This window comes from Paraburkholderia lacunae, from assembly GCF_003353175.1.
Taxonomy (GTDB): Bacteria; Pseudomonadota; Gammaproteobacteria; order Burkholderiales; family Burkholderiaceae; genus Paraburkholderia; species Paraburkholderia lacunae.
Genome location: NZ_QHKS01000003.1, coordinates 94,416 through 117,352, shown reverse-complemented (window position 1 = coordinate 117,352; position 22,937 = coordinate 94,416). Strand labels below are relative to the sequence as shown.

The window sequence follows — 22,937 nt, the reverse complement described above, 5'->3', positions numbered from 1 at the left end:
CCTGTCAGATTACCCGGTGGCCCCCTATGCTCAGGAATACTGTTCGATGTCTCGACGCACTCTTCGTGATTGCGGGCGGCCTGCTCGCCCACTGGATGCGCTTTTCGACGCCGCTTGCGTTGACGGACACCGAACGTCTCCTGATCGCCTTCAACTGCGTGCTCGCGCTGCTGCTGTTTCCCAGCTTCGGCGTCTATGAAACGTGGCGCGGCAAAGCGCTGCCGGCCATGCTCGCGCGAGTGGCCGCGGCGTGGCTGGTCGTGGTCGCCACCGGCGTCGTGCTGGCGTTCACCCTGCATCGCATGGACGCGCTGTCGCGACTGTGGTTCGGCTACTCGACGCTGATTTCCGGCGCGCTGATCATCGTCACGAAATGCCTCGCGCACGTTGCGCTGCGCAGCGTGCGGCGGCACGGCCTGAATTTCCGCACAGTCGCGATCGTCGGTGCGCCGGGCTTTTCGCGCACGTTGCTCGCGCATCTCGAACACGCACCGCAAGCCGGTTTCAAACCGGTCTGCGTGTTCGACACGAGCGACATGAGCGACACGGGCGACACGGGCGCCGCAGGACCCGGCGCCTTCGGCGTGCGCCTGAACCGCCTGCCGGTGCTGACCGATCTGAAGGCGTTCGCCGCCAAGGTGCGCGAAGAACACGTCAACGAAGTGTGGCTGGCATTGCCGCTGTCGGAAGAACATACGATCTATCGCTTCACGCGAACATTCCGGCATGACTTCGTGAATCTGCGCTTCATTCCCGACGTGCGCAGCCTCTCGCTTTTCAACCACGCGCTGGTCGATGTCGTCGGTTTACCGACGCTGAATCTGAGCGCCACGCCGCTCTCGCCGCCGCAGATGTGGCCCAAGCTGATCTTCGACCGGCTGTTCGCAGCGTTCGCCCTGCTGGGGTTGGCTCCGCTCTTCATCGTGCTCGCCGTGGCGATCAAGCTGACCTCGCCGGGACCGGTGTTCTTCCGGCAAACCCGCAAAGGCGTCGACGGCCAACCGTTCGCGATCTACAAGTTCCGTTCGATGACCGTGCATCGCGAAGCGCATGGACAGCTCACGCAGGCCGCGCGCAACGACGCGCGCATCACGAAGCTCGGCGGCTTCCTGCGCCGCACGAGCCTCGACGAACTGCCGCAATTCCTCAATGTGCTGCTCGGCCAGATGTCAGTGGTCGGCCCGCGTCCGCATGCGCTCGAACACGACGACCTCTACAAGGATCAGGTGTACGGCTACATGCACCGCTACCGGATCAAGCCGGGCATCACCGGCTGGGCCCAGGTGAACGGCTATCGCGGCGCCACCACCAAGGTCGAAAAGATGGAGACGCGCGTCAAGTTCGATCTTTTCTACATCCACAACTGGTCGTTCTGGTTCGACATGAAGATCGTGTTCATCACGGTCTTCAAAGGCTTTATCAACCGGAACGCATTTTGAACACACCACCTCGGGAACCGCTCGTGAAAGTCTCCGTGATCGTGCCGACCTACCGGCGCCCCTTCGATCTGGCGCGCTGCCTCGCGGCACTCGATGCGCAGCGGCGCCGCGCCGACGAGGTGCTCGTGATCGCGCGTCACGACGACCGCGCGACGCTCGAGTGGCTGCGCAAGCGCGCAGCGAGTCGGCCCGACGCGCGTCTGCGGATCCTACTGGTGCGCACGCCCGGCGTGGTGGCCGCCTACAACCTGGGGCTGGAAAGCGCCAGCGGCGACGTGCTCTGCTTCACGGACGACGACGCCGCGCCGCATCCCGACTGGATCGAGCGCATCGCCGCCGCCTTCGAAAACGACGCCGCGCTCGGGGGCGTGGGCGGACGCGACATCGTGCACGAACGCAACGGCATTCTGCAGGGGCGCAAGCCGCGCGTGGGACTGGTGCGCTGGTATGGCCGCGCGATCGGCAATCACCATATCGGCCATGGCGCGGCCCGCGAAGTGCAGGTGCTCAAGGGCGTGAACATGGCGTTTCGCCGCGCAGCGATCGGCTCGCTGCGCTTCGACCCGCGTTTGCGCGGCACCGGCGCGCAGGTGCATTGCGAAATGGCCTTCAGCCTCGACGTGCAACGGCGCGGCTGGCCCCTGATCTACGACCCCACGCTGCTGGTGGAGCATTTCCCGGCCCAGCGCAGCGACGAAGACCAGCGTTACACATTCAGCGACGCGGCTTTCTATAACGCGTCATTCAATCTCCGACTCATCATGTGCGAATACCTGAGCCCAGCTGGCCGATGGGCGTTCGTCGCTTACTCGACGCTGATCGGCGATCGCGCGGACCCGGGGTTCCTGCGCGCATTGTCGCTGGCATTCGAGAGCGGCGACGTGGCACTCGCGTTTCGCAAATGGCGGGTTGGTTTACGCGCAATGCGCGGGGCATGGCAGGAGGCGGCACGCTGACCGATCAGCGCATCGCTTCACGCGAGGGACCACTACATGAATATCAAAACGATAGCCGCGGGGGTCGCGGCCGCATCGCTATGCGCCTGTTCATTGGCGCCCGGACCTTATCTGGACACCAAACGGCTCGAGCCGCCGCCTCCGCCGCAACAGACCGCGGAGAAGTTTCCGGTTCGCGCGATCGACGTGGGCTATTTCCGCCAGCAGCGTGCGGCCGCCGTACCGGCGGTCTGTCCGCTGCAATGCCTCACCTCGCAAACGCGCGGTTTGTATAACTACCACCTCGGGATCAGCGATCAGCTGACCATCATCGTCTGGGACCACCCCGAACTGACGGGCGGCGCTGTCGCGGGCGCGGGCGTGCCGCCGCTGCCGGCCGGCAGCGGCGGCACGGCGCCGTCGCCTGGACCCACGCAGACGCAGGGCGCGACGCCGATCGCTCCGGCGCTCACCGGCGGCGGCGAAGGCGGCCTGACCGTGCGCGTCGCCAACGACGGCACGATCTTTTTCCCGCGCGTGGGCCGCATCAAGGTGCTCGGCATGACCGCGCAGCAGGTCCAGGCGGCGCTGACCAAAGGTCTCGCGAAAACGATTCGCAATCCGCAACTCGACGTGCGCGTGTCGGGCTTCAACAGCCAGTCGGTGCAGGTGACCGGCAACCTGCGCACGCCCGCTTCGGAAGCGATCACCGACACGCCGCTGACCGTGCTCGACGCGATCAATCGCGCGGGCGGCGCGCTGCCCGATGCGGATCTGCAGAACGTCGGCGTGACGCGCGACGGCAAGCGCTACACGGTCGACGTCGCCGCGTTGCTCGAAACCGGCGATCCGCAACAGAACGTGTTGCTGAGCGACGGCGACATCATCGACGTGCCGGATCGCGCGAACAGCCGCGTGTTCGTGCTCGGCGAAGTCAACAAGCCGACCTCGCTGCCGATGAACCGCGGCCGTCTGACGCTGGCCGATGCGCTGACCGGCGCCGGCAGCCTCGACGTCAAAACCGGCGACCCGCGTTTCGTCTACGTGGTGCGCGGCGCCGACAAGACGCTCACGCCCGACGTCTATCAGCTCGACATGACGCAGGTCGACGCGCTGATGCTGATGACCAAGTTCGAACTGCAACCGAAGGATGTGGTGTACGTGCAGGTCTCGAGCGCCGCCCGCTTCAACCGCGCGCTCGAACAGATCACGCCGACCCTGCAGACCTTGTTCTACACCTGGCAGCTGTCCAAGTAACGCGATCACGACGGAGCATCCCTATGAGTACATACGACATGCTGGATCACGGACCGGCGCCGGGCAGCGACGAGGACGCAGTGATACGTGACTTGTTGCGCATCATCGCGGATCAGATCTGGTGGGTGATCGGCATTGCCGGCTGCGTGATCCTGGCCGCGGTGATCTATACGAAGATCGCGACGCCGATCTATTCCGCCGACGCGCTGCTTCAGGTCGAAGCGCAGAACGCCAACGCCACGCCGAGTCAGACCGCGCTTGCGCTGATGCCGTCGATCGGCGCGATGCACACCGAGGCGGAAATCGAAATCATCAAGAGCCGTGCGGTGGTCGAACCGGTGGTCGAGCAGTTCAAGCTGAACTTCAGCGTGGTGCCGAAGACCATGCCGGTGCTCGGCAAGATCTCGGCCTTCTTCGCGCGTCCGGGCCATCCCCTCGGCGCGGCGTTCGGCATGCGTTCGTATGCGTGGGGCGGCGAGGAATTCGCGGTCGATTCGATCACGGTGCCCAAATCGCTCGAAGGCGCGCAACTGACGCTGCGCGTGCTCGACTACGGCCGCTATGAACTGAGCGACGGGTTCGGCGAAAGGATCCTGACCGGCGTGGCCGGCGAGGAAGCACGCGGCAACGACGTCACGATGTTCGTCAAGACGCTGGTGGCGCGTCCGGGCACCGAGTTCCATATCACACGGTTCAACCAGCTGGATGCGGTCGCGACCCTCTCGTCCAGTTTGCAGGTGTCGGAGAAAGGCCGTGAAACCGGCGTCGTGCAACTGTCGTACATGGGCACCGACCCGCACGCGATCACCGCCATCACCAACGCGGTGGCGGCGTCGTATCTGAAGCAGCGCACCGAACGCGCACAGGAAGAAGCGAGCCACATGCTGAGCTTCCTGAACAGCGAACTGCCGCGTCTGCGCACCGAAGTGAAAAAGGCGGAAACCGCGCTGTCCGAATACCAGTCGCGGGTCGGTTCGTTCCAGCCGACCCAGGAAGCCGGCGTGTACCTCGCCGGCGGTCTGGACTACGAAAAGCAGATTGCGACGCTGCGCATCATGCGCGCGCAACTGTTGCAGCGCTTCACCGCGGAAAGTCCGGAGGTGCAGCAGGTCGACGCGCAACTGGCGGCGATGACGCGTGAAAAGGCCCGTTTCGAAGACCATTTCACGACGCTGCCGAGTTCCGAACGCAACGCCCTCGCGTTGCAGCGCGACGCAAAGGTCGCCGAGGAAATCTACGTGGCGCTGCTGAACAAGACCCAGGAGCTGTCGATTTCACGCGCCGGCACGATCGGCAACGTGCATATCATCGATCAGGCATTGCTGCCGTCCCAACCGGTGCGGCCGAAAGCGGCGCTGATCATTTCGGCGGGCACGGTGCTCGGCATCATCGCCGGCATTCTGGTCGCGTTCTGCCGCCGCACGTTCTTTACCGGCGTGGCCGATCCGGCGTTTGTCGAACGCCGCTTCCAGTTGCCGATCTTCGGCGCGATCGCCTTCAGTCCCGAACAGGCGCGCAGCGACCGGCTGCTGAGCGCCGCGCGCAGCGCGGCCCTGCCCGCGCCGAGTTCGCGGCCGAGCGAAGTGCGGGCCTTGTCCGCGGCGCCCTCCGGCATCACGCGGCTGATCCGGCCGCGCGCGGCGGCGGCCGGCCAGAGCGCGGGCGTGCCGGTCGGCACGCAAACCGTCATCGCCTCGGGCAAGGCGCCGATCCGGCCGCTGCTGGTGAAGACGCACCCGTACGATACGACGGTGGAAGGTTTGCGCGGACTGCGCGCCACGCTGCAATTCGGCCTGATCGATGCGCCCAACCGGGTGGTGGCCATCACGAGTCCGGCGCCGTCCGACGGCAAGAGCTTCCTGTGCGCGAACCTCGCCGCGCTGATCGCCGAGTCCGGCAAGCGCGTGCTGCTGATCGACGCCGATCTGCGGCGCGGCCGGCTTGCGCAATATCTCGGCCGCTCGCCCAACGGCGGACTGACCGAACTGCTGACCGGCCAGGTCGACCTGGAAGTCGCGGCTCGCGCCACGGGCGTCGACGGTTTGCACTTCATCGCGGCGGGCGCTTATCCGCCGAACCCGTCCGAGATTCTGACGTCGTCGCGCTTCAGCGAAATCCTTGCGCGCTTCGAGCAGGAGTTCGATCTGGTGATCGTCGATACGCCGCCGCTGCTGGCGGTGGCGGATGCGGCGGTGGTCGCCAATATCGCCGGCTCGACGGTGCTGGTGATGCGCGCCGGCGCGCACAACGAGCACAACCTGAGCGAGGCGCTGAAGAAACTGCGGCGCGCACGCGCCCGGGTGGTCGGCGGCGTGATGAATGCGATGCCGCTGAAGAGCCGCAACAAATACGGCACGTATGACTACGCCTATGCGTACACGTACTCCGCCGCTGATCCGCTCAACCCGCAGGCGCCTCGCGCACCTCAAGCGCCGCAATAGATCGCACAACGGCGGGACGGATGAAAAGGGGCTGCACCGGATCGCGGTGCAGCCCCTTTCGTATTGATACACGGTTTATGTGGACGGATCGGAAGCGAGGTTAATGTGAGGTTAATGTGAGCTTGACGCGGCGGTATGCGCCGCTCTTACAGAAACGCGCTGACGTCGGTATGAAAACGCACGGCCAGTGCCTTCGCGACCTTCTTGCTGATCGCGCGGCGGCCCGCAAGAATATCGCTTACCACAGTGGGCGAGGCGATTCCGATCAGATCCTTTTGCTTGAGCCCATGCGTTTCCAGCAGATGCCGCAAGACCTCGCGCGGCTCCGCTTTCGGGATCGTCACGTGGTTGGCTTCCCAACTCTCGATCAGGTCGGTGACGATCGCGAACAGATCGGCAAGCGGGTCTTCCTCGTTGCCGTTCAGGTGATCGGAGAGTTCGTTGGCCACCCGGACCATCTTCTGATAATCCTGCTCGCTGCGAATGGGTGTGAGGGACAACTGGGTTTGCAGGGTAGCCCAGGTCTGAGCGATGTCGGGAAAAGCTCCCGGGAAGCGATCGGCATTCATGACTTTAAATTCTTCCTCGTCCAAAGGTCGTATTCCGCATGCGTCAATACGTGACGAACGAATAGCGACTGCCTGTTGTAGTGAATCGCCGCGACGATCCGGTAACGGTTGCCGCCCACATCGAACACTGTGTATTGCGGCGGCACGTAGTCCACGCCGGCGAACGTCTGCTTCAGGTCGTTATAGCCATACGCGAGGCAAGCCTGCGCCAGCGAGTACCACGTCAACAGCGCACTGCGCGCGCCCGGATGCCTCTTGATAAAGTCCAGCAACGCTTTCTTCGAAATGACCCGCATCATCTTTCCTCGCATCGATTCGCGCATCGAACATGCACGCTCTGCCTGCAAGGCTAAATGGAGTGGATCGGCACCGATGGCCGGCCGGATGGCATAGTCCGAACGACCAACAGCGCTTTACTGCAGTACGACAAAAGTCATTTTATTCGCATATTGCGAACTTCGCAATATGCGAATATCAAGTTAGTCAACTCCGCTCCGGTGACGGCTCGCTAACGGCGCCGGCCGTCAACGCGGGCAGGATCGAACTCGTCTTGCTTCAACGTCCCCAGAGATTTTCCTGCACCCTCTCGCCTGGCCAGGCGAGATCTTCGGCCGAGAATTCGTGTTCGATCCGCTCCGTCGCCACCCGCGGACGCTCGACCGCCGCCGCGATTGTGCGCGTCACTTCGCACATGAAGGCGCGCCGGAACACCGCAGCCGAAAAGCGCTCGGCATTCGCACGGCACGCCGACGGCGTGATCTGCTCACGCTGGCGCTCAAAGCGGTCGATCGCGTCGAGTACCGACACAACCGTTTGGCGTGCGAAATGCAGTCCGGTAGGATGCGCCTCGCCGATCGGCACCACCGTTTCGAGCGCTCCGCCCTTGCCGAACGCGATCACCGGCGTGCCGCATGCCTGCGCTTCGAGCGCGACGATGCCGAAGTCTTCTTCGGCGGCGAACACGAAAGCTCTCGCACGCTGCATATGATCGCGGAGAACCGTGAACGGCTGATAGCCGAGAATCGACACATTCGGACCGGCCTTGGCGCGAATCGCCGCCATCTCCGGACCGTCGCCGATCACGACCAGCTTGCGGTGCGGCGTCGCGGTAAAGGCTTCCACGATCAGGTCGATGCGCTTGTACGGCACCATCCGCGAGGCGGTCAGATAGAAGTCTTCTTTCTGCGCACGCATCTCGAACTTGTGCACGTCGACGGGCGGCGGAATCACGGCCGCATCGCGCCGATAGGTTTTCATCATGCGGCGCGCGACGAAGTGCGAATTGGCGATCAACCGGTCGACACCGTTCGCCGAATGCGAATCCCAGCCGCGCAGATAATGCAGCAGCATGCGCGCTGCCCACGAGCGCGGCCCGCGCGTCAATTTCGCTTCGCGCAGATACTGATGTTGCAGATCCCACGCGTAACGCATCGGCGAATGCACATAGCTCACGTGCGTCTGATCGGGGCCGACCAGCACGCCTTTGGCTACTGCATATGAACTGGTGATGACGAGGTCGTAGATCGACAGATCGAACTGTTCGATCGCGAGCGGCATCAGCGGCAGATACGCGCGATAGCGGCGCTGCGCAAATGGCAGGCGCTGGATGAACGATGTCCTGACGGGTTTGCCGCCGAGCGGCCTGCGGTCTTCGAGAAAGTCGACGAGGCTGAAAAGATCCGCATCGGGAAAGCACGCGATGATCTGTTCGAGCACTTTCTCCGCGCCGCCGGGTGCGACGAGCCAATCGTGCACGATCGCCACTTTCATAGTCTCTTTACCTATAGAAACAGCCCATGTCCGTAGGATCGAGTGTATGTGGCGCATCGTCGGCCGTGCGTGCGCATGACCACATTCGACGCGCGACAGTCCACGAATAATAAAGACTCGCCATTCGCCTCCTGCGAAGCTACACGCTCAATTACTTCGCCTTCCTATGCGCCCGACGATCGACGTCTCTCCGCTCACCCATTCATTGCCGCTGGCTCAGCCAGCCTTGCTCGATACGCCCGCCACACCGTCAATATCCGCGGCATCCACCGCGCTTGCGATGCCAAGCGTGCTGTTCGTCGATCAGAGCGGCCAGCTCGGCGGCGCTGAATTCGCGCTGTTGCAACTGGCCGGAAGCTGCACCGCGCGCAGCCAGGTCGTGCTGCTCACCGACGGCCCGTTTCGCGCGCGGCTCGAAGCACTCGGCGCACGCGTGCAGGTGATCAACGATGCGCGCGTGTCGGGCGTCGTGCGGCAAGGCTCCGCTTTGAACTGCCTGCGCGCCGTGCCCGGCATCCTGCGCCAGGTCCGCGCCATCGCGACGCGGGCACGCGAGTTCGACGTGCTGTTTCTCAACACGCAAAAGGCGCTGGTGCTCGGCGCACTCGGCAAACCGCTGCATCGCAAACCGGTGATCTGGTATCAGCACGACATTCTGACTCGCCAACACTTCGGACGTGTGCAATTGAGCATCGTCAAATGGCTGGTGCGCTTCGCAGTCGATCAGGTAGTGGCAAATTCCCAGGCATCGGCACAGTCGCTGGCGGTGCTGACGGGACGCGCGGCCGATTCGGTACCTGTCGTCTACAACGGCATCGATGCGAGCGCATTCAGCCGTGTCGACGGCGCCGACATGGCCGCCCTGCGCCGGCGCCTCGCCTTGCCTGAGCATGCATGGCTCGCGGGGCTGTTCGGCCGTCTCGCGCCGTGGAAAGGTCAGCACATTGCGCTCGACGCACTGGCGCGGCTGCCCGGCGTACATCTGGTGCTGGTCGGCGCGCCGCTATTCGGCGAGGACGTCTACGCGCAGCGTCTTCATCAGCAGGCCGAACAATTGGGCATCGCAGAGCGTGTGCACTTCGTGGGCTTTCAGGACGACGTGCCCGCATGGATGAAAGCGATGGACGTCATTTTGCATACCTCGACCGAGCCCGAGCCGTTCGGCCGGGTGATCGTCGAAGGGATGGCGGCGGCGCGGCCGGTGATCGCCGCGGCCGCTGGCGGCGTGACTGAGATCGTGCGGCATCGGCACAACGGCTGGCTGGTAAAACCGGGCGACGCGGCCGCGTTAGCCGCTGCAATCGGCGCATTGCGCGCCGAGCCGGCACTGGCGCAGCGCCTCGCGAAGCAGGCGCTCGCCGATGCGCAGCACGAGTTTTCGGTCGAGCAGTACCTGCAACGGATGACGCAGGCCATCGCACAGGCCGCGCGCTAAAACCAGTTCAGGCGCGCGGCTGCATCAAGGTGGTCTTGCTCAACCCTTGTGGTACTCGATCGTCTCGACGCCGGTATCGGTGCCCAGCAGGCACAGATCCGCACCGCGGCCGGCGAAGAGTCCCACCGTCACCACGCCCGGCCATGCGTTGATGTGCGTTTCCAGCGTGCGCGGATCGCTGATCCGCAGACCTTTGACGTCGAGAATCTCGTTGCCGTTGTCGGTGATGAACGGCACGCCTTCTTTCGTGACGCGCACCACCGGCACGCCGCCGAGCGCCGTGACGCGGCGGCCGATCGCGGTGCGCGCCATCGGCACGACTTCGATCGGCAGCGGGAAGTTGCCGAGCGTGTCGACCAGCTTGCTCGCATCGGCGATGCAGACGAACACGTCCGACACCGACGCGACGATTTTCTCGCGCGTCAGCGCCCCGCCTCCGCCCTTGATCATCGCGCCGCCGTGGTCGATTTCGTCGGCGCCGTCCACGTACACCGGCAGCGAATCGATTTCATTCAGGTCGAGCACCTTGAAGCCGTGCGATTGCAGGCGCGCGGTGGTGGCGAGCGAGCTCGACACCGCGCCGCGATAACGGGTCTTGTTGACGGCGAGCGCGTCGATGAAGCAGTTCGCGGTAGAGCCGGTGCCGACGCCGATCACCGCGCCTTCGGGCACGTTGGCGTTCACGTAGTCGGCGGCGGCCTGGCCGACCAGTTGCTTGAGTTCGTCTTGAGTCATGGGAAAGGCAGGCGAGCAGTAAAAACGCCAAGTTTACCGGAGTGGCATGCGGGCGCCGGATTTATCGGGCAGATGCGCGGCGAAGCGGCGCGGCAGCCGGGTACCGGCGGTGGATGAAAGATGGGGGCGTCGAACCCGCGGCTTTGCGCCCAAGCTGGCTCGACGCCTCGTCAGCTTACTTCTTGACGGAGCGCTGACGCACCGCTTCGAACAGGCACACGCCGCTCGCCACGGAGACGTTCAGGCTCTCGACCGTACCGGCCATCGGAATCTGCATGACCACGTCGCAGGTATCGCGCGTGAGGCGCCGCATGCCCTCGCCTTCGGCGCCCATCACGAGGGCGACCGGACCATCCAGCTCCGTCTCGTAGAGGCTCTGGGTCGCCTCGCCGGCCGTGCCGACCACCCATACGCCCGCATCCTTCAATTCGCGCAGCGAGCGCGCCAGATTCGTGACGGTGATGTAAGGCACCGTATCGGCCGCGCCGCTCGCCACTTTGGCGGCCGTCGCGTTCAAACCCACCGCGCGATCGCGCGGCGCGATCACAGCGTGCGCGCCGGCGGCATCGGCGACACGCAAGCAGGCGCCCAGATTATGCGGATCGGTCACCCCGTCCAGCACGAGAATCAACGGCGAACCGTTGATGCCGTCGAGCAGTTCGGCCAGGTTCTGCGCGAGCGGCATGTCGCTCGCGCGCGCGACCACGCCCTGGTGGCGCTCGGTGTGCGCGAGGCCCCACAGCCGCGTTTCGTCGGCGGCGATCAGACGCACGCCGGCGTCCTTCGCCGCGTGCAGGAATTCGGTCATGCGACGATCTTTGCGCGTCTGGTCGTAATAAACCTCTTCGACCGTCGACGCGTCGTGCCGCATGCGCGCGGTCACTGCGTGGAAACCATATAGAACCTTGAGACGTGCCATGACTGAAACAACCTTTGATTGAGCGCGCCTTTCATGCGCGCTGCTGTGATGAATACGACTTTGAGTGCAACCCGAATGCCGGCCGGGCGCGGCCTGAGTCCGAACTCGCTACGACCCGGAGCAAGACGAAATGCAGACCGCGCGCACCCGGTACATGCCGACGTACCCGATGCGCGCGGTTCGACCACCCTGCGGCTTCAGCGCTTCTTGCGCGACTGCGGTTTCGACGCCGATTTGGCCGTTGCGCCGCCATGCTTCTTCGCTGCGCCGCGCGCGGCGCGCGCTTCCTTGACAGCCGCGGTTTGCGCCGGCGCCGCCTTCTTGCGCCGCCCGAGCGCGCCGGCCGCGCCACCTGCGACGCCGTCCACCGGCGGCAACGGGCGCACGCGCGCGCCGCCGGTCTCTCCGGAAACTTTGTCGGCCGGCGCCGGACGACCTGTCGGCGCCTTGATCGGCGTATCGCGCACGAGGCGGAAGTCGATCTTGCGCGCATCGAGATCGACGCGGCTCACCTGCACCCGCACACGATCCGACAGACGATAACGAATGCCGGTGCGTTCGCCGCGCAGCTCGTTCTTGATCTCGTCGTACTGGAAGTAGTCCGATCCCAGTTCGGTAACGTGCACGAGGCCTTCGATGAACAGCGCGTCGAGCTGCACGAAAATGCCGAACGACGTCACGCCGCTCACCATGCCGCCATACTCTTCGCCGAGCTTGTCGCGCATGAAGTAGCACTTGAGCCACGCTTCGACGTCGCGCGATGCTTCGTCGGCGCGCCGCTCGTTGGCCGAGCAATGCAGACCGAGTTCTTCCCAGATCGCAACGTTGTTCGCACGAGCACGGCCGCGCTTTTCTTCGTCGGCCTGCTGCATCGCTCGGGCTCGCGGCGAGAGCGCCGTATTCAACTCGACGCCGTGCGGCGCTTCCGGCTGATATTTGCGGCCTTGCAGGATCGCGTAGATCGCGCGGTGCGTCAGCAGGTCGGGGTAGCGGCGAATCGGGCTCGTGAAGTGCGCATACGCCTCATACGCGAGACCGAAGTGGCCGATGTTGTCCGGGCTATAGACGGCTTGCTGCATCGAGCGCAGCAGCATGGTCTGCATCATCTGCGCGTCGGGCCGTTCGCGGATCTGCGCCATCAGCGCGGCGTAATCGCTCGCGTGCGGCGTGTCGCCGCCACCGAGCGACAGGCCCATGCCGCGCAGGAAACTGCGCAGATTTTCGAGCTTTTCCGCGGTCGGCCCGGCATGCACGCGATACAGACCCGGATGCTTATGGCGCTTGAGGAAGTCGGCCGCGCAAACGTTCGCCGCCAGCATGCATTCCTCGATCAGCTTGTGCGCGTCGTTGCGGGTGCGCGGCACGATCTGCTCGATCTTGCCCTGCGCATTGCAGACGATGTAGGTTTCCGTAGTATCGAAGTCGATCGCACCGCGCTTCTGGCGCGCGGCGAACAGCGACTTGTACACGCCGTACAGATTCTGCAACTGCGGCAGCAACGCGGCGCGGCGCGCGGCTTCGGGGCCCTTGGTGTTCTTCAGCACCGCGGCCACTTCCGTATAGGTCAGCCGCGCCACCGAGTGCATCACGCCCGGATAGAACTGATACCCCTTCACTTCGCCGCGCGCGGTGACGATCATGTCGCACACCAGCACGCAACGGTCGACATTCGGGTTCAGCGAGCACAACCCGTTCGACAGCTTCTCCGGCAGCATCGGAATCACGCGGCGCGGGAAGTACACCGAGGTGCTGCGTTCGATCGCGTCGGCATCGAGCGCGCTTTTCGGGTGCACGTAGTGCGAGACATCCGCGATCGCGACGATCAGGCGGAAGCCTTCGCCGCGGCCCACCTGAATCGGCTCGCAGTACACGGCGTCGTCGAAGTCGCGGGCGTCTTCGCCGTCGATCGTGACAAGCGGCACGTCGCGCAGGTCGATGCGATGACGCGCGTCGACCGGACGGACTTCGTCGGGCAGTTTGGCGGCTTCATCGAGCGCGCCCTGGCCGAATTCGTGCGGCACGCCGTACTTGCGCACCGCGATTTCGATTTCCATGCCGGGGTCGTCGATATCGCCGAGCACTTCCACCACGCGGCCGAGCGGCTGCGAATGGCGGCTCGGGAAATCGGTCAGTTCGACCACCACCACCTGGCCGACCTTGGCTTTCTTGGTGTTCTGCGTGATCAGAATGTCGTGGCCGATGCGCTTGTCTTCCGGCGCGACGATCAGCGCGCCGTTCTCGTTGAGCAGCCGCCCGATCACACGCTTGTTGGCGCGATCCGTGACCTCGACGATGTGCCCTTCCGGACGCCCGCGCCGGTCATAGCCGACGATGCGCGCGAGCACGCGGTCGTTGTGCATGACCTTCTGCATCTCGCCGGTGGGCAGAAACAGATCGTCCTGGCCGTCGTCGCGCACGAGAAACCCGTAGCCGTCGCGATGGCCTTGCACACGGCCGGCGACGAAGTTCGACGGATGGGTCAGCTGATAGAGATTGCGCTGATCGAGCCGGATCTGGCCGTCGCGCTCCATGGCGCCGAGTCGCTTGAAAAATCCTTCGCGCTCCTGGCGCTTGATCGACAAGGCTTCGGCGATGTCGTTCGCGGCAAGCGGCGCTTCACTCGTGCGCAAAACGCCCAGGATTTCTTCGCGGCTTGGAATCGGATAAGGAAATTTGCTCAAGGGCTTGTCGATGATTTTTTCTCGTTGCATGGACGTCGGTCGGCGATGTGACTCGGCTTAAGAAGCGCCTGGGTTGCGCTCAAGTTGCACTTGCGATTGCACTGGAATGACTGCTCGGGTCTGGCTCGTTCAAATCTGAGTCCGACGGGCGTTTGCACCGTGCCAACGAACTACTGCGAGGCATTCTAACACCCGTCCAGGGCGCCACACGGCGCGTCAATAGTCGCCGCGAGCCGCGTGCAGTCTGGCTGCAGCGCTGTTTAAGCGAGTTTTGAGAAACGCTTGACAGCCCTGAATCCAACGCTATAATGGCGTTCTTCGCTGTTCATCACCTGCCCAGGTGGCGAAATTGGTAGACGCACTAGGTTCAGGTCCTAGCGGTGGCAACACTGTGGAGGTTCGAGTCCTCTCTTGGGCACCAGATTCAAAAGTAAAGCCGCCTGAAGTTTCACGTAGGCGGCTTTACTTTTTGTGTGAAGGCTTGTGATCGGATTGACTGAGATTCGGATCATGAGTTTGCAGGACGGTCGTGGATGATTGGCGAGCTTGCTTCGCTGTACGACGGCCGAACGGTTCGATGAAGCGATGTTGTAAGTAGGCATTGACACGCTCCATCATCCCGTTAAAATAACGGTCTAGCTTGAAAACGTGCCCAGGTGGCGGAATTGGTAGACGCACTAGGTTCAGGTCCTAGCGGTGGCAACATCGTGGAGGTTCGAGTCCTCTCCTGGGCACCATAAAATTAGGTCCACATCAATTGCTGGACTGCTGTTCATGAAAACGCCCGCTTTTGCGGGCTTTTTTATTTCCAGGGCGCTTAGAAGATACTCGCGTTCCACGATATAAGCCGACGTCGAATGAGTACGTTTTTGAGTACATGAAAGTTCGAGTTCATGGACGCGTACTCATCGCGCGCCTGGCATCTTTCCCGATACGCGCGCACAACATACGGAGCCAAGTTGGTCCTCCACCACTATGCCGCATGGGCCACACATCGTGAGCGAGAGATCGCTGATGAGCTGCTACGTCGGCCTTGCGATCTCGGCGATGCGTGCCTCGATCTCGTCGCAACCGTCGCCTTCGGCCACTCCTGAACTTCCGATTAAGGTCGCCGTATATCCTAAAGGTCTGCCTTTGCGATTCGTCGCGTAATGCTGGGACATGTTCTTTGCGAAATACCGTAGTCCTTAAGCATCGCAAACAGACACTCTCCTCCCACTGCGTCTGCTCAAGGAACGAGGACAAATAACCCGAACTCGATCGTATGCGAAGCTTTCCATAAGACCGAAAAGACGTCGCCCGAGGTCCCAGCAAACTGGCCTCGTGGTCAAACGTCATGCCTCAGCGTGCCGCACCCGTCACCTTTTTCGCGGACACTTTCCGCTTCATTTGCTCACGCAGTTGCACCACGTTCGGCACGTCGACGCCCAGCAGGGTGTAGACGTAACTGATGTGCTCCTGCGCGAAATGGTCATCGAGCGGACCATTTCCAACCAGCAGGCGCATGTAGACCGGCGCATACAGGATTTCGCTCAGCGTCTCGATGTTCGGCGGCACGCGAATGGGCGCAGAACTGCGCCACTCCTCGAGCATTTCGCGGACAAGCGCCCGACGCCCATAGTGAAACCGCTCGCGGAATTCGCGCAGCACCGCCGGATCGGCCTGACCTTCGGCAATGATCTGTGCGACGATCCTGCCGGACCATCCAGCGTATTCGTGAATCAGCGAAATCAGATGTACCGCAATGGCCTCGCCGGGCGGCAAGTTGTGCGGCATCGGCGTCTTGACAACATGGTGTTCGATGAATGCATCGATTACGACCAGGGCTTTCGAATTCCACCAGCGGTAGATCGTCGCCTTGCCGACACCCGCCTCCTTGGCGATGGCTTCGATCGAGATCGACTGAACCGTGCGGGTCTCGAGCAGACGAACCGTCGCCGCAAGAATCTGCGCGCGAGTTTCCTCACTGCGCGGTCGGCCGACGCCTCTTGTGGGGGCAGGTGCTGTAACGGGAAGCTGGGCGTTTGTCTTCATTGGCGTAACGGAAAGTCGGCTGGCGATATCGCCTCGATGTGCCGCGTTCGCCCGGAACACCCGGGCGAACGCGTGGCCGTGAGCGTGAAATGCGCAGCACGGAATTATAAGACACATCGTATCTTAATTGCTTTTCCGAATTTGGAGAACGCTAACGCCCCGGCGTTCTCGCCAGAATGACAACATCCGCCGACGCCATCCGAAGCCTCAAAGCCCGCCAAGCGCTACATACTTGATTTCGACGTAGTCGTCGATGCCATACTTCGAGCCTTCGCGACCAAGACCGGAAGTTTTTACCCCGCCGAACGGCGCAACCTCCGTCGAGATCAACCCCTCATTGACACCCACCATGCCGAACTCGAGTTGATCGACAACACGGAAGATACGCCCCACATCACGCGCGAACACATAGGAGGCCAGACCAAACGGCGTGTCGTTGGCTAGCGCGATTGCCTCGTCTTCCGTGTCGAAGCGAAACAGCGGCGCAACCGGCCCAAACGTCTCCTCGTTGAAGATCAGGGCGTCGCGAGACACATCGGCCAACACCGTCGGTTCAAAGAAGCAGCCGCCGAGCGCGTGGCGTTTGCCGCCGGTAAGCACACGGGCGCCTTTGGACAGCGCGTCCGAAATATGCTCTTCGACCTTGCGGACGGCATCCTCGTTAATGAGAGGTCCCTGCACGACCCCTTCGTGGATGCCGTTGCCCACCGTGAGGGCGGCCGTGGCTTCGGCCAACTTATTCGCGAATGTGTCATAGATATCTGACTGCACCAGTATGCGATTGGCCGCGACGCAAGCCTGCCCGGCGTTGCGGTACTTCGCGGCGAGCGCGCCTTTTACGGCTGCGTCCACGTCGGCATCGTCGAAGACGATGAGTGGCGCATTGCCACCCAGCTCCATGCTGGTTTTCTTGATGGTCGGAGCACACTGGGCCAGCAGTTGCGCGCCAACTTCGGTCGAGCCAGTGAACGAAAGCTTGCGCACCAGCGGGCTGGCAGTCAGCTCACCGCCAATGGCGCGAGCCGAGCCGGTGACGACGTTGCATACGCCGGGCGGCAGACCCGCGCGCTCGGCGAGCACTGCCAATGCCAGCGCGGACAGCGGCGTCTGGCTCGCCGGCTTGATGACCCCGGCGCAACCGACGGCCCACCCCGGGCCGGCCTTGCGCGTGATCATTGCGGACGGAAAATTCCACGGTGTGATCGCTGCGAAAACACCGATCGGCTCCTTCTGCACGAGGATGCGACGGCCATCGACATTCCGGGGAATGATGTCCCCATAGACCCGTTTCGCTTCCTCCGAGAACCACTCGATGAAGCCGGCGGCATACAGGATTTCTCCACGCGATTCAACGAGCGGCTTGCCCTGCTCCGCGGTCATGATGACAGCGAGGTCTTCGATGTGCGCCAGCATCAGGTCGTACAGCGTGCGCAACACTTTGGCGCGTTCCCTGGGCAACGCCTTGCGCCAGACCCGCATCGCGCGTTCGGCTGCAGCGATTGCACGACGGGTCTCGTTCGCGCCGCCATTGGGCACGCGTGCGACCAGTTCGCCGGTGGCCGGGTTGCGCACATCCAGCGTCTCGCCGCTGTCGGCGGGCACCCATTCGCCGTCGATCAGCATCGCCTGGCGCAGCAGGCCAGGGTCCTTCAGGGGAAGCGTGATCAGTTCATTCATGACGGTCGGCTCTCACACAGGATTACGGCCGACGAAGAATGCCTCGTCGGGATCGCTTGTCGGATTCAGGCCCGCTGCTTCGAGGCCCTTGCGCAAGACCGTCATGTCGCGCTGGTACACGCGCTGCGTCGGGTGCGGCATGGGGCCGCCGTTGTAGCCCTGCAACCATGCCTGGTACTTCCACAGCATCCGGTTGAGCAGGCCGTTGGCCGCGATCGGTAGGCTGGCAAAGGCCTTTCGTGCCGGGTCCATCTGGTACCAGAGCTGCGTGGCCTCGTCGTATTCGCCAGCGCGGATCAGCTTGTGGATTCGCGGCAACAGCGGGCCGTAATAGGCCGAGTAGTTGGTGCCGCAAAACGGGATGTCCATCACCTGCGCGAGCGGTACGTACTCATATTCCAGTGGAGACGAAATGACGACTTCCTCGTGGAATTCGCGATGCACTTCGATTGCCGACATGATGTAGGGCATACCGCCTTCAGCCTTGATCGCGACCACGTTGGGTATCTCATCCACCATCCGGCGCAGCACCGGCAGCGGAATGTCGGCAGGATGCAGGCGGGAGAAGCCCCAGGCCGGCAGCGGGAACACCATCACGCCAAGATTCGTCGAGGCGCAGATCGCCTTCGTGTACTCGAACACTTCGTCGTAGGACTTCGGATAGAAGTACGGGGGATAGCCGAGCAACACCAGGTCGGCACCACCCGCCTCTGCCAGTTTGATCGCCTCGATGTTGTCCTCAAGAGTATTGAAGACCGCGTGATGAACGATGACGAGGCGGCCCGCAGCCTGGTCGGCCATGATGCCGCAGAACTCGCCGTACTGCGCCTGCGCGATAGCCACTTCCGAGCATGAAAGAGAACCGACGAAGCCGTGCTTGATCGACAGTTCGACGTCATGGCGGACTGCTTTCTCGTTGATGCGCCTGAAGTCCGACGTCATGGTCGGAATGGTCACGTTGGCGACGCCAACGAGGTTTTCACGTGCCCATTCACGGGCTTCCTTTCTGGTGTAGCGGGCCATGCTGTGCTCCTTTCGTCTGCGTTGCTATTGAATGTCGCGTGTATCAGCGCTTCGTTTCGAATTCGATCGGCAGCGTCGTCGCGAGGCCGGCCTCGATCGCCTTGTTGAGAATGAGCTCCGCCACCACGATATCCTGCATGCCACCGCCCACCGACTTGTACATCCGGGTCCTGGCGCCCTTCAGGCGCTCGTCGATTTCTCCGCTCATCAGATCCGCCAGGCTGAATGACTTCTCCCTGATTGCGATGCCGGCTTCATGGGCCGCAAGCATGTCCCCGGTCTCTTCCAGTACTTCCTCGAGCGTGTCGCACACGATGATGTCGCTGCGAGCGACGACCGAGACATCGATCTCGCGCTGCTCGGGAATGGTCGAGCCGATCGATACGACGGTCGCGCCGGGCTTGAGCCAGTCGCCGAAAAGAATCGGCTGTTCGCCTCGGGAGCGGGCTGCGGCAAGCACGAGATCGGCCCTTTCCACCGCTTCTTGCGCCGACGCAACGCCGCGGGCGGGCACGCCGAGATCGCGTGTCACGGCCTCGGCGAATGCGGCGCGCCGCTCGGGTGTCGGGCTGAAGACGACGACCTCCGTCAGATCTCGCACGCTGGCGATGGCGCGTGTATGCATCGTGGCCTCCAGGCCGCTGCCGAGCACGGCGAGGCGTGCGGCTCCGCCAGGTGCCAGCCGGTCAAGTGCGGCTGCCGAGGTGGCCGCTGTCCGGAAGCCGGTAACGAGGTTGCCGTCGACAAATGCGGCGATGCGGCTGGTTTCCTGGTCGAACAGCACGATCACGTATTCCACGCCGGGCGCGGCGGAGCCCATCGCCATGCCCATGATCTTGGCGCCGTAGTAGCGGCCGCCCGCCGGCACAGCCGGCAGCGTGCGCAGCCAGGTCTTGCCGGCGACAGCCACAGTACGCGGCGGCGTGGACCTGGGCGGAATGGGGCGGGCATAGGCCGACTGCAAGGCGCGTATGGCATCCGTCCAGTCAAAGACGGCCTTGGCGGCCTCGCTGGAGACAAACACGGGAGCAAACGAGGTGGTGGTCATGAGCAAAAGAAAAGAGTGATTTGAAGGGAACTGGCTGCCGGCAAGAGGCATTAATGCGTTTCTGCGCAATCCGATGCATGCCCTGGATCAGGGTTGGCAAGTCACCTCTGTCGCGATCGTCAGATGGACCGTGTCCGACAGCGCATGTGGGATCGCATCCATCCCATAGGCGCTGCGACTGATGTTGGCCGTTGCCTCGAAGCCAACCACGGGACTCTGCGTCCAGGGATTCACTGCGCGATCGATGAGCGTGGAATCGAACGAGGCCGGCAGCGTGATGCCGCGAATGGTGAGATCTCCTTCGATCACGTACTGGCGGCCCTCTATGTGCCGCACCGAGTGGGAAACGAAGACGATCGTGGGGTGCGACTGAACGTCGAACCAGTCTGCACCGCGCAGGTGTTCGTCGCGGAGGCCGAAGACCGTGTCGATCGACGCTGCGTCGACCTCGAATGACACGCTCGACGCTTCGACACGCTGGTCGTCGAACGAAAGTCGCGCATCGAAGCGCCGAAAGATTCCCGGCGTGCGGGTCAAGCCGAGGTGGCGAACCGAAAAGCCGATGTGCGTGTGGGCAGGCTCGATTGTCCAGACCGCGCGAGTTGACGCCGGGGCGGACTCAATAACGGCGGCCTTAAGCAGCAAAGGACGGATGATCGCCGAGAAGATGCTCAACATGCCGTGTCTCCAGGCCCCGCGTTCGGGGCTATTCATGTTGAGCGAATGCTACACGCCATGAATCAATCAATGCAAGCATTAAAACGCCTCAATTTTCACATTGATTTGTTTTTTACCGACCCACCCCTTACGCACCAAGGGATTCCCGATCGAAATAGTGCATAATGATTTGCTTATTGATGCGTTCAATGAGCTAGTGCGGCACTTCGATTGATGTGCGACTGTGAAGGCCGCGTCGGCTTGAGTTGATTTCAGATCGAGACGCACACGGCCGGCGCGACCGCTCATTGACCAACGATCACAATCTGGACGGGAGAGGCTCCCACGGTTGGGAGTTCAATGGAATGTCGGTACAAGCAAAGATGATCGATGACGATGTGCTCCGGCTGCGCGAGTACATCGAGGGCCACGTCGCAAAGAGCGGCGACCAGCGCCTGCCGCCTGAACCGAAGCTCAGCGATGCACTGGGCGTGTCGCGGGGACGGCTACGCACGGTGCTCAAGAGACTGGAGGACGAGGGGCTTATCTGGCGCCACGTCGGCAAAGGCACATTCGTCGGCCCCAGAGAGGCTCAGCCCGACGACGAGAGCTGGTCGTCATCGATCAGCGTCGACGACATCATGGATGCCCGGCTTGTGCTGGAGCCACAATTGGCCGCGGAGGCCGCGGTCCACGCAACGTCTGCCGACATCGCCGCGATGGACCAGTGCCTGGCCGATATGGCGAGCACGAGGCCATTCGTTCCCTGGAAGCGCCTCGACGAGCACCTGCATCGCACCATCGCGGAATCCACGCACAACGCCCTGCTTCTCATGTTGTACGACACCATGCGTGTGCAGGTGCGCGTCAATCTCGACGCCCGCATGGAGGAGGTGTTCACTTCCCAGACCGGACCTCGACACGACACCGATGGCGAACATCACTTGCTGGTGGACGCCATTCGCGCGCACAACCCGGGTAAGGCCGAGCAACTGATGCGTGAGCATCTGCGCTCGGTGCGGGTGAAGTTGTTCGGTCTGCGCTGAGCTCGCGCCCGCCTACCGTCGATGGTTGCGGGTCGTGATTGAACGCAATTTCCTGGCGCCCCGGCGCCGGGCCGCCAATTATAAAAACCGTGCAGCACTCGCCCCGCTCAGAACGGCTGGGCGAGCACGCCATAGCCCTCGAACAGGAGCTCGACGGCACGCCGTCCATCCGCGTGTGGATCCTGCTCTGCCTGGCAGATGGCCAGTGAGATGTCGAAAACGCGCTTCGCCCGCTCGCCGCGACGCTGCCCATATGCCACAAGTGCATCGTCGATACTCGCCCGCTGGCTCAGCTCTTCGGTGAGCACGACCGCGTCTTCAATCGCCATGCCGCCGCCGGACGTCAACTGCGGCGTGACCGAATGCGCGGAATCCCCCACCAGTACGACTCGCCCCCGATGCCACGGCTGCGGCATGAACAGAATATCGAACGGGCGGTAACTGATGTAGCGTGTGCCATCGCAACGCCCGATCGCCGCGCGAAGATCCGGAGCCGAGAACCCCTCCAGACGCTCCCTGAACATCTCGCTCAGCCTGTCTTGCGGCATGTGCGCATGGACTTTGGCATTCTCGAGGAAGAAGTAGTAGCAAAGCTTGTCCGATAACGGAAGCCCTCCGACCGCACGGCCGTCCCTGTGCTTGTACAGCACCAGTCCGTCAAACTCCGGAGGACGCTCAACGGTAAAACGCCACGCCCCCTGTCCCGCATATGCCGGCTGGTACTGGCTACCGAACACCTTCGAACGCGTCTTTGAATACGTCCCGTCCGCTGCGACCAGCAGATCGCAGCACCCGGTTTCGCCCGTCGACAGGCGATATGAGACGCCGCTTCCATCCTGGTCAAGATCTTCGACGGTTGTGCCATAGTCGATCCGGGCACCGCTAGCAAGCGCGTGCCCTTCGAGCACTTCCGCCAGCTTCGGCCGCATGATGCCTATCGCGCCGGGGGCGTCGGGCCTGAAGATGCGCGGTGGACGCCGCTCGTTCACGATCTCGCCTGCATCGTTGCGCACACTGACGGTGTCCCATCCGGATCCCGCCGCCATACAACTATCGGCGAGTCCGACGCGATCCAATGCCCGCAGTGCGTTGCCAAGTAGGGAAATGCCGGTTCCCTGTTGATCGGATCGGTGGCTGCTCTCGACGACCCTCACGTCCATACCGACGCGCGCGAGTCCGTGGGCGAGCGTCATGCCACTGATCCCTCCACCTACGATAAGCACCTTGTGCTGCGAAGCCATGACTGTGTCTCCTTGAAATTGTTGTAGTCG

18 protein-coding genes and 2 tRNA genes are annotated in these 22,937 nt (G+C 63.1%); 8 read left to right on the top strand and 12 right to left on the bottom strand.

The window, feature by feature from the left end; all coding sequences use genetic code 11:
- Nucleotides 1-26 precede the first annotated feature (26 nt).
- Genes DLM46_RS05365 through DLM46_RS05350 form a run of 4 tightly spaced genes read left to right on the top strand, consistent with a single transcriptional unit; the run spans nt 27 to nt 6,072 of the window.
- On the top strand, nt 27-1,439 hold the full coding sequence (locus DLM46_RS05365) for an undecaprenyl-phosphate glucose phosphotransferase (RefSeq protein WP_115099739.1): 1,413 nt from the start codon (nt 27-29) through the stop codon (nt 1,437-1,439).
- Nucleotides 1,440-1,462: 23 nt separating this feature from the next.
- Nucleotides 1,463-2,395 carry a glycosyltransferase family 2 protein gene (locus DLM46_RS05360; RefSeq protein ID WP_115099738.1) on the top strand — a complete coding sequence of 311 codons (933 nt, stop codon included), beginning with the start codon at nt 1,463-1,465 and terminating at the stop codon, nt 2,393-2,395.
- A gap of 36 nt (nt 2,396-2,431) precedes the next feature.
- Nucleotides 2,432-3,631, top strand: coding sequence for a polysaccharide biosynthesis/export family protein (locus tag DLM46_RS05355; protein ID WP_115099737.1), 1,200 nt, complete (start codon nt 2,432-2,434; stop codon nt 3,629-3,631).
- Between the two features lie 23 nt (nt 3,632-3,654).
- Nucleotides 3,655-6,072, top strand: a complete 2,418-nt coding sequence (locus DLM46_RS05350; RefSeq protein ID WP_115099736.1) for a polysaccharide biosynthesis tyrosine autokinase — start codon at nt 3,655-3,657, stop codon at nt 6,070-6,072.
- Between the two features lie 146 nt (nt 6,073-6,218).
- Here the strand turns inward: DLM46_RS05350 and DLM46_RS05345 are convergent, their stop codons facing one another.
- The 3 genes from DLM46_RS05345 to DLM46_RS05335 all read right to left on the bottom strand — a co-directional run bounded on the left by DLM46_RS05345 (nt 6,219) and on the right by DLM46_RS05335 (nt 8,411).
- Complete coding sequence (locus tag DLM46_RS05345; protein ID WP_115099735.1) at nt 6,219-6,641, bottom strand: helix-turn-helix domain-containing protein; 423 nt, start codon at nt 6,639-6,641, stop codon at nt 6,219-6,221.
- The gene (locus tag DLM46_RS05340; protein WP_244305850.1) at nt 6,638-6,940 is read right to left on the bottom strand and encodes a type II toxin-antitoxin system HigB family toxin; all 303 of its coding nucleotides are present in this window, start codon (nt 6,938-6,940) and stop codon (nt 6,638-6,640) included. The genes DLM46_RS05345 and DLM46_RS05340 overlap by 4 nt, the downstream gene beginning before the upstream one ends.
- A gap of 256 nt (nt 6,941-7,196) precedes the next feature.
- The gene (locus tag DLM46_RS05335) at nt 7,197-8,411 is read right to left on the bottom strand and encodes a glycosyltransferase family 4 protein (RefSeq protein ID WP_115099734.1); all 1,215 of its coding nucleotides are present in this window, start codon (nt 8,409-8,411) and stop codon (nt 7,197-7,199) included.
- Nucleotides 8,412-8,577: 166 nt separating this feature from the next.
- Here DLM46_RS05335 and DLM46_RS05330 point away from each other — a divergent pair, with 166 nt between their 5' ends.
- Nucleotides 8,578-9,846 carry a glycosyltransferase gene (locus tag DLM46_RS05330; RefSeq protein WP_115099733.1) on the top strand — a complete coding sequence of 423 codons (1,269 nt, stop codon included), beginning with the start codon at nt 8,578-8,580 and terminating at the stop codon, nt 9,844-9,846.
- 39 nt (nt 9,847-9,885) lie between these two features.
- Here the strand turns inward: DLM46_RS05330 and rpiA are convergent, their stop codons facing one another.
- The 3 genes from rpiA to rnr all read right to left on the bottom strand — a co-directional run bounded on the left by rpiA (nt 9,886) and on the right by rnr (nt 14,211).
- Nucleotides 9,886-10,581 (bottom strand): ribose-5-phosphate isomerase RpiA, encoded by a 696-nt coding sequence (gene rpiA, locus DLM46_RS05325; protein WP_115099732.1) that lies wholly within the window; start codon nt 10,579-10,581, stop codon nt 9,886-9,888.
- 175 nt (nt 10,582-10,756) lie between these two features.
- A complete protein-coding gene (gene rlmB, locus DLM46_RS05320) occupies nt 10,757-11,500 on the bottom strand; it encodes a 23S rRNA (guanosine(2251)-2'-O)-methyltransferase RlmB (RefSeq protein ID WP_115099731.1) in 744 nt (247 codons plus the stop codon).
- A 197-nt stretch (nt 11,501-11,697) separates the two neighbouring features.
- Nucleotides 11,698-14,211, bottom strand: coding sequence for a ribonuclease R (gene rnr / locus DLM46_RS05315; RefSeq protein WP_115099730.1), 2,514 nt, complete (start codon nt 14,209-14,211; stop codon nt 11,698-11,700).
- A gap of 304 nt (nt 14,212-14,515) precedes the next feature.
- On the opposite strand from rnr, the gene DLM46_RS05310 reads away from it, so the two are divergent.
- Nucleotides 14,516-14,602 (top strand) — tRNA-Leu (locus DLM46_RS05310).
- A 229-nt stretch (nt 14,603-14,831) separates the two neighbouring features.
- Nucleotides 14,832-14,918: transfer RNA gene (locus DLM46_RS05305), tRNA-Leu, on the top strand.
- A 604-nt stretch (nt 14,919-15,522) separates the two neighbouring features.
- Here the strand turns inward: DLM46_RS05305 and DLM46_RS05300 are convergent.
- The 5 genes from DLM46_RS05300 to DLM46_RS05280 all read right to left on the bottom strand — a co-directional run bounded on the left by DLM46_RS05300 (nt 15,523) and on the right by DLM46_RS05280 (nt 20,677).
- A complete protein-coding gene (locus DLM46_RS05300; protein WP_115099729.1) occupies nt 15,523-16,215 on the bottom strand; it encodes a TetR/AcrR family transcriptional regulator in 693 nt (230 codons plus the stop codon).
- A gap of 207 nt (nt 16,216-16,422) precedes the next feature.
- A complete protein-coding gene (locus tag DLM46_RS05295; protein WP_115099728.1) occupies nt 16,423-17,892 on the bottom strand; it encodes an NAD-dependent succinate-semialdehyde dehydrogenase in 1,470 nt (489 codons plus the stop codon).
- Between the two features lie 12 nt (nt 17,893-17,904).
- Nucleotides 17,905-18,915, bottom strand: coding sequence for a dihydrodipicolinate synthase family protein (locus tag DLM46_RS05290; protein ID WP_115099727.1), 1,011 nt, complete (start codon nt 18,913-18,915; stop codon nt 17,905-17,907).
- Nucleotides 18,916-18,958: 43 nt separating this feature from the next.
- Nucleotides 18,959-20,014, bottom strand: coding sequence for an ornithine cyclodeaminase family protein (locus tag DLM46_RS05285; RefSeq protein WP_244305848.1), 1,056 nt, complete (start codon nt 20,012-20,014; stop codon nt 18,959-18,961).
- Between the two features lie 36 nt (nt 20,015-20,050).
- On the bottom strand, nt 20,051-20,677 hold the full coding sequence (locus DLM46_RS05280; protein ID WP_244305846.1) for a YceI family protein: 627 nt from the start codon (nt 20,675-20,677) through the stop codon (nt 20,051-20,053).
- Between the two features lie 326 nt (nt 20,678-21,003).
- Here DLM46_RS05280 and DLM46_RS05275 point away from each other — a divergent pair, with 326 nt between their 5' ends.
- Entirely contained in the window at nt 21,004-21,666 is a 663-nt protein-coding gene (locus tag DLM46_RS05275) for a FadR/GntR family transcriptional regulator (RefSeq protein ID WP_244305844.1), read from the top strand.
- Nucleotides 21,667-21,773: 107 nt separating this feature from the next.
- Here DLM46_RS05275 and DLM46_RS05270 read toward each other — a convergent pair whose 3' ends face one another.
- Nucleotides 21,774-22,907, bottom strand: a complete 1,134-nt coding sequence (locus DLM46_RS05270; protein WP_115099724.1) for an FAD-dependent monooxygenase — start codon at nt 22,905-22,907, stop codon at nt 21,774-21,776.
- Nucleotides 22,908-22,937 lie beyond the last annotated feature (30 nt).